The organism is Roseivirga ehrenbergii, assembly GCF_001593005.1.
Lineage (GTDB): Bacteria > Bacteroidota > Bacteroidia > Cytophagales > Cyclobacteriaceae > Roseivirga > Roseivirga ehrenbergii.
In genome coordinates this window covers 82602-94604 of sequence record NZ_LQZQ01000045.1, presented here as the reverse complement: position 1 = coordinate 94604, position 12003 = coordinate 82602, and the positions used below count along the sequence as shown (strand labels likewise).

Below are 12003 nucleotides of genomic sequence, written 5' to 3'. Positions count from 1 at the left end.
CAAACTTAAAGTGTGATTGTTCAAAAATTTTATTTTAGAGTTTCTCTTGATACTGGAGTAAAGTCTAAGCACATGCAATTTGATAAAAAACAAGCTACACCTTCCCACCCGAAAAGGGTAGTTGTTTAAAAAAATACGGTTCAGATAATTAGAAAAGCACTTTAAATACAAAAAACCCAGAACCGTCCGCTCTGGGTTTTACTTTTCACCTAAACACTGTCGTTGGGATGTCCCAATACAGATATCTTAATGGAAGGGGCAGTTGCCTAACCTCTTCCCTACCTTGTTACTTATTAATCATCAGTTTGAGGTTCTTCACTTGGCCTGCTGTTACTAACCTTACAATGTATACTCCGCTTGGTAAGTTGCTACCATCAAAGCCTACTTCGAACTTCTCATTCGCTTGTAGTTCTCCTGAATAAATTTCCTCGATCTCTACTCCTGATGTGGATACCAAGCCTACTTTGGCCGGACCTTCTACATTGCTGCTGATACTTATAGTAGTAAAGCCAGTTGTTGGGTTTGGATAGCTTTCGATGTTTAACTCGGCTACAAAACGCTCCTCGGTTTCACCAAAAGCCAAGCTCTGATTTTGTGTATTCATACTTGCTCCACAACTTCCTAAGCTCGCTCCCTTTCTAAGGTAATCTTGAACACTACTGTTCTTGATTCTGACAGACCTGCCTTTATAGCACATCTCTACGTATTTGCCTAAGTCTGTAATATCAATCACTTCTACATTCACCATACCCACCGTTACATTGCCGCTCTTGTCTTTGGCCGTCACCTCTAACTGGTTCATGCCTGCGTCATCGCTGCTATATTTAGTTCTTGGGAAATCGATTTTATACACCTCACAGTTATCGCTCACCAATGGCTCAATGTCATCGTCTTTCACATACTCTGTGTTCTTCTTAGTGTAACTTCTTCGGCCTCTTCCGTAGGTTTCATCATACACTACTACCATTACTGGACCTTCAGCTATCACAGGACCTAAGGCATCTACAACAACAACGTAAGTTTCTACTTGATCGCTGTTGCCTGCAGCATCAGTCACAGTCAACATTACCCTATGGCCTTTCAGCTTCGTCTTCTTAGACTTTTTATGGCCGTAGGCTTTGCCTTTACCAGGATCATTGTCATCGTCATCATCTCCATAATTATGGCCTTTACCATGTGTATGCTTATGATTTCTACAACTCTCTTCTTCCTCATAAGTGTAGAATGAATCACCTCTTCCTATGTCATCACAATCGAAGTTCATTCTATCAATGCTGAATGTGATACAGTCAGTATTATCATAACTGCCGCCATCCAACATCGATGGATCTACCATTACAGTTCCGTCTGCCCCTAGGCTCACGGTGACGTAATCCAAGGCTACTGCGGTTGGTGCAATATTATCCTGAACAGTTACTGTTACTGGCACTGTAGTGATATTACCACTCTGATCGGTTACGGATACGTTTACTGTATTTGTTCCTAAGTCGGTACAGCTAAAGCTATCGATATCAACACTTGTGCTTGAAATACCACAGTTGTCTGAAGTATAAACTGTTCCTGCTGGCACTGCTACTAGTCCACAGTCTGACACATTAAAGTTGAAGTCTCCTTGTTGCTTCTTACCTTCTCTATTTGTGTAAGAAATCCAGCCACTTAAACCGTAGTTGCCATTCTTATCATTGGCCGCATCTCCTAATTGGAAGCCATATTCATGGTCTGTTGGAGCATGATCTAGCTGTATAATTTCACCTGTGTTTCTACCTCTTCCGGTCAAGGTTCCACTGGCCAACTCATAGTAGGTCCAATCTCTATAATTATTCCTTACTGTATACTTGTTTCCTTTCCACTTGCCACCTTTGTCGCTCCATGTCTCCCAATCAGCTCCCCCGGTTAACATCAGACTTACAGTCCATTTGTCTGTATCGTCTTCTATGTTTTTAAGGGTACCCGTCACCGTTGCCGTTTTACCATCTAGACTTCTTACTATGCTGCCTCCGGCTGCATCAAACTCGAATCTAGCATCTTTAGCTTTGTCCTTTTTAGGCTTCTTGCCTCCGTTATCATCATCGTCATCATCTCGGCCACCTTTATCATCGTCATCATCATCGTGACCACCTTTGTTGCCCCAGTTCCACCAACTCCAGCCTCTTGAATGAGTGGCTAAATTGGCCACTTCGATATCTGAACTCATTCCCATTACCATTCCTTCTTCATTGTCGTAAGGAAGGTATTTGCTCAACCACATGGCATGACCTTCCGCCCCTGACAGTTCACACTCTGTATCTCTCTCTAGGTCTGCTTCACTGTAGATTAGTAAGTCATCAGCAGATACCGATGCACTACCATTCTCATTAAGATTTACGATTAAGTCTTGAGCGTTTACTATTGGTGCAATGATGTCCGTCACGGTGACTGTTACCGTACCGGTGTTTACGTTTCCATTAACATCAATGGCTGTAAGTGTTACCGTATTGGCACCTAAATTTGAGCAATCGAAGCTATGGATATCAATCGTTACAGACGCTATTCCACAATTGTCAAATGTTCCTCCATCAACATCCTGAACAGTAATAGCACTCTGACCTTCGCTGTTCACAAACACTTCAATGTTAGTACCTACAATAGTTGGTAAAATCACATCAGTAACTGTTACTATCGCTGTTGCGCTTGTTTTATTACCACTGGCATCGGTTGCCGTTAAGGTCACCGTATTCTCTCCAATATTGAAACAGTCAAAAGTGTTTTTGTCTATACTCAAATCGAAAGTACAGTTATCGAATGTACCGTCATTCACGCTACTTGGTGTAATGCTGGCAGCTCCATTTTCATCCAAGAACACTTCAATATTCTGGGTGATTATTGTAGGAGCAATTATATCTCTAACAGTGACCGTTGCAGTATTGCTGCTCACGTTACCGTTGTTGTCGGTTACTGTTAGGGTTACTGTATTCACTCCTACATTCGTACAATCGAAAGTCGTTTTATCTAAGCTGAAACTTGCGATTCCACAGGCATCATTACTTCCATTATCAATCATGCCTGTTGTGATGCTGGCATTGCCGCTGGCATCTAGGTCGATTGTAATGTCTTTAGTGATTACTTCGGCTGCGATTAGGTCTCTTACAGTTACCGTTGCAGTATTGCTGCTCACGTTACCGTTGTTGTCGGCTACTGTTAAGATTACTGTGTTCGCTCCTACATTCGTACAATCGAAAGTCATTTTATCTAAGCTAAAGCTTGCGATTCCACAGGCATCATTACTTCCATTATCAATCATGCCCATTGTGATGCTGGCATTGCCGCTGGCATCTAGGTCGATTGTAATGTCTTTAGTGATTACTTCGGCTGCGATTAGGTCTCTTACAGTTACTGTTGCAGTATTACTGCTCACGTTTCCGTTGTTGTCGGTTACTGTTAAGATTACTGTGTTCGCTCCTACATTCGTACAATCGAAAGTCGTTTTATCTAAGCTAAAGCTTGCGATTCCACAGGCATCATTACTTCCATTATCAATCATGCCCGTTGTGATGCTGGCATTGCCGCTGGCATCTAGGTCGATTGTAATGTCTTTAGTGATTACCTCGGCTGCGATTAGGTCTCTTACAGTTACCATTGCAGTGTTTCTGCTCACGTTACCGTTGTTGTCGGTTACTGTTAAGATCACTGTGTTCACTCCTACATTCGTACAATCGAAAGTCGTTTTATCTAAGCTAAAGCTTGCGATTCCACAGGCGTCATTACTTCCATTGTCAATCATGCCTGTTGTGATGCTAGCATTGCCGCCCGCATCTAGGTCGATCGTGATGTCTTGAGTGATTACCTCGGCTGCAATTACATCTCTCACAGTTACCATTACAGTGTTGCTGCTCACGTTACCGTTGTTGTCGGTTACTGTTAAGGTTACTGTATTCACCCCTACATTTGTACAATCGAAAGTCATTTTATCTAAGCTGAAACTTGCGATTCCACAGGCATCATTACTTCCATTATCAATCATACCCGTTGTGATGCTAGCATTGCCGCCCGCATCTAGGTCGATCGTGATGTTTTGAGTGATTACCTCGGCTGCAATTACATCTCTCACAGTTACTGTTGCAGTGTTAGTGGATGAATTGCCATTGACATCTGTTACTGTCAAAGTCACTGTATTAGTACCAACATTTGAGCAATCAAATGAATCGATATCAAGGGCGTAACTGGCAATAGAACAGTTGTCCGTAGATCCATTGTTGATCTGTTCTGGTGTGATGCTTCCGTTTCCATTAACATCCAAGTCAACCGTGACGTCTTGTGTGATCACTTCGGGAACTTCACTATCCACAACGGTCACCGTAAAGGTGTCTATTGAAGTACCAACCGCATTGGTGGCGGTAGCGGTTACTGTTGTGCTACCAAGTGCAAAGAAACTACCTGGTTGAATATCATAAGTAATGGTCGATTCTGGAATAGCCGTGATCTCTGTAGCTGCATAGTTTACAACCGCTCCACATTCTCCTGCATCGTTACTTACTTTAATGTCTGCTGGCACCACAATGCCTGGTGGCAATCCAGTGACAGTCACATTAAATGAAGCCGAAGTAGCATTATCTGAACCATCGGTAGCTGTATAAGTCACTACCGTTGTTCCGATTGGGAAAGTAGCGCCATCCTCAAGTCCTGCCGTCAGTGCAGTGGTTACTGAACAATTGTCCGTTCCGACAGGAGCCGTATAATTCACTGTTGCACCTGCTGCACTTGTAGCAAAGACATTAATGTCTGCTGGTGCCGTAATTTCAGGTGCGATTTCATCAATCACCGTCACATTGGCTATGGCTGTAGAAGCATTACCTGAAGGGTCGGTTACTGTTAATATTACCGGGTTAGAGCCAGAATAGATAGGAGAACCAGAGTTAATCCAATCCTGATTCAGCTCCATATTAAACAGTCTACCATTATTATTCGAGTTGCTTAAATCTCTTACAGTCTGACTTCCTGTACCATCTTCAAAATCGTAATAAAGAATTAAACCAGGAGTTGTTCCATCAACTTCTCTTTGATAAGACTCTTTTATTTGACTTTGGCTACGTGCATAATTCCAAACCCTTACATCATCAATATCAAGAGATGAGAAGGTAACACCCGCTAGGTCTTCACGCGCAGCGATTATTAGTTTGCCATCGGCCGTATTTAAGTTATAATCCCTACTTGGTACTGGAGTAGGCTCTCCATTGACGTAAGTATAAACCGTAGTTCCATTATATACCGCTGCCACATGCACCCACTCATCTTGATCAATGATATAACCAGTGCCATGATCCCAAGTAGGATTACCGAAACCATAGAATTTCAACTCAGCACCAAAGCTTTGATAGAAACCGAAAGATCTGGCCGTACTGGTTCCTCCCCAATTAATAATATGCTCATTGAAACCGTCCTGTTCATCAACTCTCATCCAGAACTCTAGGGTACGAGACATATTACCTGAAATACCTAGTTTATTATCACTCGAAACATATTCGTCATCTCCATCAAACCTTAATGCAAAGTTATTCTGCTCACCATCAAGCGAAGAACAGTCAAAATCGCTTCGGTCAATACTCAAGGTCACATTACCTGAATCATCTGAGGAACCATTATTGATTTGCTCAGGTGTAATGGTTGCGTTTCCGTTAGCATCAAGCAGAACAGTAATGTCTTGAGCAACAGCTACCGGGTCGGTTACATCCTGAACAATTACTGTTCTAGTTGCTACAGTTTCATTACCTGAAGCATCCGTAGCGGTATAGGTCACTGTATAAGAACCTGGCACATTCGCGCTCACATTATCTATAGTCGATAAAGTAGCTGAACAGTTATCGACAACTGATGCTCCTGCATCTGTATATGTTGTGAAGGCATCATGCTCAACCGTAGCTGATCCATTGATTGTAATTGTTGGTAAAATTTCATCGATTACCGTAACATTGGCAATACCAGTAGAAACATTTCCGCTTCCATCGGTAGCTTGAAGTGTTACTGTATTGATACCTAAATCATCACAAGAGAAATCTAATTGTGGCGCTGAAGCTGTTTCAGGCTGGAAGCCTAAAATTTCATAGATATAGTTACAACTTCCGCCTCCAAAGCGAATCCCTCCTATCTCTGGTACTTCACTCGCATTTATATCAAGAGCTAAAATTCGATTCTGACTACTTCCATGAGTACCTTCTTGATCCACTCTAAAGTTGACATTATCTCTTAGATGGAAACCATAGAATCTGTTGTCATATACACTTCCACCAATAGTAATTGGTGAACTGTTTGCGTTGATATCAAAATCAATCGTCTTAACAACATTCCCATCAGTATCTAAAATTTTAATATCCTGCTTTAAGCTTCCATGAACAATAAAGATTTCAGGTCCGGCACCTGGGGTAATTGGAGTATCGAACATTACATCATGTTGTACCCCTGCTGGGTCACTACAGTCTTGTAAGACTGTTCCCAAGTCAAGATCACCTAGTACGCCTAAGGCTTTTGATTCGGTCATACCAGTATTAAAGTCAGCATCCCAAAACCTATTCGCACCACCAGAACCTGCGGTTAATGTTGAAAGTATAAGCGTGGATCCTATGCTATTGGCAGGTGTTAATGTTTTAGTTTCACCGCCATAGGTATAGCTAATTCCTGTTAGTTCTCTACCATTTCTAGTTCCGCTAACTACTGGCACAACTTCTTGACCTCCGTTATCTCCAGAAACGCCAAACAATAGTGATTGAATCCCACAATTATCATCACTTCCGTTATCTATCTGAGAAGGTACGATTGAGGCATTTCCGTTAGCATCGAGGGACACTGTTATGTCTTGTGTGATGACATTTGGCACGGTAACATCCTGAACAGTGACTGTGGCAGTACCCGATTGACTGTTGCCACTTGCATCAGTTGCCGTTAATGTTACTGTATTGACTCCTAAATTATTACAATTGAACTCTGTAATATCAAGGCTTAGAGTTACGCTTCCTGAGTTATCTGAAGACCCATTGTCAATGTCTTGAGGAGTGATTGTGGCATTGCCAATGGCATCTAATTCAACTGTAATATTTTGTGTGATAACTGTTGGATCTGTAACGTCAAGTATCGTCACTGTTCTAGTCACTTCAGCAGATTCATTACCTGAACCATCAGTGGCTTTGTAGGTCAATACGTAAGTGCCAGCTGTTGCCGTATCTACAGTTCCTTGAATATCTAAAGTAGCTGAGCAGTTATCTTCTCCCGTGGCTGTTTCCGAATAAGTCTCATTTTGATTAAGGCTGATTACGGCATCTCCGTTCAAATTAACTGTTGGTGCGATATTGTCTTCTATCGTCACCGTTGCCGTTCCAGTTGCTCTATTGCCGGATGGGTCGGTTACAGTAAGGGTCACCGGAACACCTGGACTGTCCTGTACATTGTCATTTTCCCAAATTGCTCCACCTTCAATCGTAATCACATCACCACTTACTATTTCTGTAGCAGTGGTGCCGGTTCCTTCATCAAAAGAAAACCCAAACACAAGACCTTGTGTATCGATAGCGCCACAAGGTGATGCATTGTCATTAATCTGCTGAACAGTACGCGCAGAATCCCAAAGTCTTACCTCATCTATTGAAGCATTTGCGACATCGACAAAATTTCCGATGGCCCAATCTGCCAACCTTGTATCGGCTGAAAAACCCGAATCACTCCACGCTTCAGTCCCATTCTGATATAGCCTGACGGTAGAGCCATCAAATACCCAAGCGATATGATCATACTCTGTACCACTAATGGTGACTCCGGTATTTATCCAACCTCGGCCTAATCCATATATAGAAAGTTGGCCGCCAGAGTTCTTGGCTGTTTCAAAAGTAAAGGTCGGGCTCGTTGTGGTTATTCTATCAAAGACCCCATCTGCTCCATTATTTTTAACCCAATATTCCAGAGTGAAACTGTTGCCCAACGCAATCTGATTAGGTAAAAGAACCCTAGTGTTGCCACCATTAAGTCGAAGAGACCCAGAGATACACTCAGCGCTCAAATCATTGCAATCAAAACTAGATTGATCCAATGTGTAAGTTAGAGTTCCCCCAGAATTGTCTGAAGAACCATTGTCTACATCTTGAGGCGTGATAGTTGCATTTCCGTTGGCATCTAATTCTACCGTGATATCCTGAGTCACAACTATTGGATCAGTAGCATCATTTATCGTAATGGAGAATTGTTCAGATGCTGTAATTCCAAAACTATCTGTGATGATGAGTTCTGCGGAGAAAGTGCCAATACCCAGTTCCGTGTCTAAAGTTGCACCAGTTCCTACGCTATTTCCATCCACAAACCATTCGTAACTGGCTATTCCATTGTCATCTGACGATCCTGAACCATCGAAAGAAATGGTAGCCGTTGCACTCTCACCAATAGACGCAGTGATATCACCTCCAGAAGAAGCAACAGGTGGTTCGTTACAAAGTGTACCTACCTGATCAATGTCGTGTAATACGTAAGCACTGATGATACCTCTATTGGCAGTGGATCCATTGTTGGCCGCAAAACCGATATCCATTGTTGAACCGCTGGCTATAAACTCCAGCGTTGCGTTTACTGTATTCGGTATCCATCCGCTTACGTTGACAGGGTTTCCTTCAATAAGGAAAGTAGTATTGTTACCTGTAGAATTGTGATCATTTGACATCAATAGTTGCAGCCTATGCTTGTTGCCGGGAACAAGCCCAGTAAGGGTAATGGCCGAAGCGCTACCATTGGGTTGGTAAAGAATTCCGTTGAACAATTCGTCAAAGAGAGTTCCAGGAGTACAATCAGTACAGAAATCTCCACCTCCATTGTTGAGGTTAGTTAAAGTACCAGGAGTATTATCAAAACAAATACCATTCACCTGAACAGGTTGAGCATTCGCACCTACGTTTGTCGCAGCCACTAAAAGTCCATCATTTTGCAATTCTGTAGGGTCGGTGAATGTGGTAATATTCGAAGTGAATGGTTCTACCACATTCACAGTTCTTGTTACTTCACCTGACTCATTTCCAGAACCATCAACTGCTTTGTAAGTCAAGGTATACGTACCGGCTATTGCAGTATCAACTGTTCCTTGAATATCTAAAGTAGCCGAGCAGTTATCTTCTGCTGTGGCTGTTTCAGTGAAAGTCTCATTTTGATTAAGGTTGATTACGGCATCTCCGTTCAAATTAACTGTTGGTGCAATATTGTCTTCTATCGTCACCGTTGCCGTTCCGGTTGCTGTATTGCCGGATGGGTCGGTTACAGTAAGGGTCACCGAAACACCTGGACTGTCCTGTACATTGTCATTTTCCCAAACCGGGGTGCCTCCAACCATTGCGATAGCTGCTCCGCTTACAGATTCAGTAGCCGTTGTACCACTGCCTTCATCAAAGGAAAATCTGAATATTAAATCTTGCGTATCAACGGCTGTGCACGGTGAAGCATTGTCATTAATCTCTTGAGCTGTTCGAGCACTGTTCCAAAGTCGGGCTTCGTCTATTGAAAAGTTAGCCGCGTCAACAAAATTCCCTATGGTCCAATCCGCTAACCTAGTATCAGGAGAGAAACCTGTACCACTCCATTCTTCCGCTCCATTCTTATAGAGTCTTACAGTAGATCCATCGAATACCCAAGCAATATGATCATACCCTGTACTGCTAATGGTCACGCCTGTGCTTATCCAACCTCGACCTAGTCCATAAATCGAAAGCTGACCAGCCCCATTCTTGGCCGTTTCAAAAGTATAGGTTGGGCTGGTTGTTGTTATTCTATCATATGTACCATCTGCACCATTATTTTTAACCCAATACTCAAGGGTAAAACTATTGCCAAGCGCTATCTGGTTTGGTAAAATTATTTGATCGTTTTGGCCATCAATTTTCAGCGACCCAGAGGTACACTCAGTACTCAAATCATCACAATCAAAGCTTGTCTGATCCAAAGCATAGGTCAATGAACCTCCAGAATTATCAATAGAACCGTTATCTACTTGCTGAGGTGTGATAGTGGCATTTCCGTTGGCATCTAATTGAGCAGTAATATTTTGGGTAGATACCACAGGTGGTTCAGTATCTACTTCCGAGCCATTATCTAGGCCTGGATTGGCAAGTACCGACAAGGCAATGGCTGACATGTTTGTCGCATTATAAGGTGCGCCATAGGCCGTTGATGGGTTGTGATAAACCTGATTATCGAAAACCCTTCCAAAAATATTCAGTTGAGCGAGGGGATTATTCACATCCAAGGCTCTACCCTGAGCTCTGATCAATGCTATCTGAAACTCGCGCTGCCAGTCTTGGTTGTTATTTAGGCTAAAGTCAGCATTGCTTTCTAATAATCCGTCTGTTACATTATACAGGTTATAGGATTGCACATCGCTTGTAATAGGAAAGGCTTGACTCGTATTGTTAGCCAAGTAGTCATTGCTTCTATAAAACATATCTGACCAACCAATCCCAGTCTTTCTATTGGGTGTATTCCATTTATTATTCAAAAACCCAACATATCGGCTATAAGCCTGCTGAAAATGACCTTTACTATAATTCGTATATCCTGGAAACGGTACAGCCCCATAATTTAAATCCATTTGGTCTATACCCAACCAATGAGCAACACCTACTACAACTGCCGTGTAATTAACCGAGCCATTTGGTCTGCCTGAAGTCCACTGTGCACCTCCATCATTATGCTGATTAGTAACAAAATTATTAAGATATCGATATTTCACTCGATTGTTTACAATAATACCAACCTCTTTCCCGTGAATTTCAATTTCTCTTAATCCCTTTAACACTGCCATTGCAATATCTTGTCTTGGGTAATTATGGTTATAATTGCCATTAAGTGGTTGATAATAAAACCCACCTTGTCCTGCTCCTCCGTCAATTTGGGCAAAAGTTAAGTAGTCAACTATTTCCTGAGCTACCTGGGCCAATGTCAATCCATTCAAAGTTCCAGTTCTGAAAGTAAATTCAGGTACCGTCTTCAAAAGGCTTGATATAGAAGATAAAGCATCACCGGTAATACCTACCCTGCCCTGATCTGCACCATTAGCTTCATTTGAGAAAATGCCCCTGTTATTTGTGGTGCCACTTATCCTGGTGCCCAATATCTCTGAGCCGTCCGGATTGAAGCCAGCAAGATTATTTTCATCAATACTCGGAATACCAGACTGAAAAGCAGTTCTGGAAGCCATTCTATTAAGTAGTCTTCCAAGTAAATTCGCATATGGATCGGAAGCCCATATCTGGTCATTTCGGGAAATATTATCACTACTCAACCCGTATTGAGCTGCTATGCTAGGCTCAAAAGCAGGAATTCGCCCGTTCTTGGTAAACAATTCTATAGCAAACCTATTGTGATTTGATTGTGGAATATTGGCCCATGCATTCAGAGTATTGTTGAGACCGTTATACCAGGTTGTTGTACGAAAAACAAAAGCCATAGCTTCCTGTATTTGGATATTGCTAAGTACCTCAATCTGCTCTTCTGTCCAACTGCGAGGATCACTGGAAGGAGCCCAGTCTTGTACTCTCAATCTAAAAGTGCCGAATTTTTCTTCACCAGTGCATACACTCCTTACACGTACATTGATATTCATGTCCTCTTCACTTGGGACATTCGGCACCAAGAAGGTCCTTGAAATATCTGCTTCATGAATGCTATTTCTGTTGACTCTACGGACATAGTCATCATCGAAATTTCCATTACGATTTACATCCCAAGCAACATCGTACCCTGAAGTACAAGTAGCATTTCTAATAATGGCCTTCAAGGTAATTGGGGCACTCTCATGTACTACAAAAGGAGTGGAAGGATTATTAGGATCCACTGGAATAGGAATGACACTAAGGTCTTGCCCATAGGTTTGAAGGGTAAAAAGCATCGCGATTGCAACACTTAGAATAGTTTTAAAATGTCGGCTGTCTTTGGCAGAAGACAATAGCAGACGGGAGATACGCCCAGAGGCTCTCTTTGGTTGAAAGGATAACATTACGAGGTTGTTTT

At 42.3% G+C, this 12003-nt stretch carries 1 protein-coding gene; it reads right to left on the bottom strand.

What is annotated here, in order from left to right; genetic code table 11:
* Positions 1-286: 286 nt before the first annotated feature.
* Positions 287-11989, bottom strand: coding sequence for a LamG-like jellyroll fold domain-containing protein (locus tag MB14_RS10645; RefSeq protein WP_084376046.1), 11703 nt, complete (start codon positions 11987-11989; stop codon positions 287-289).
* Positions 11990-12003 lie beyond the last annotated feature (14 nt).

Excerpts from the sequence above, each read along its gene's own strand:
- MB14_RS10645 (WP_084376046.1), bottom strand. The coding sequence starts at position 11,989 with ATGTTATCCTTTCAACCAAAGAGAGCCTCTGGGCGTATCTCCCGTCTG.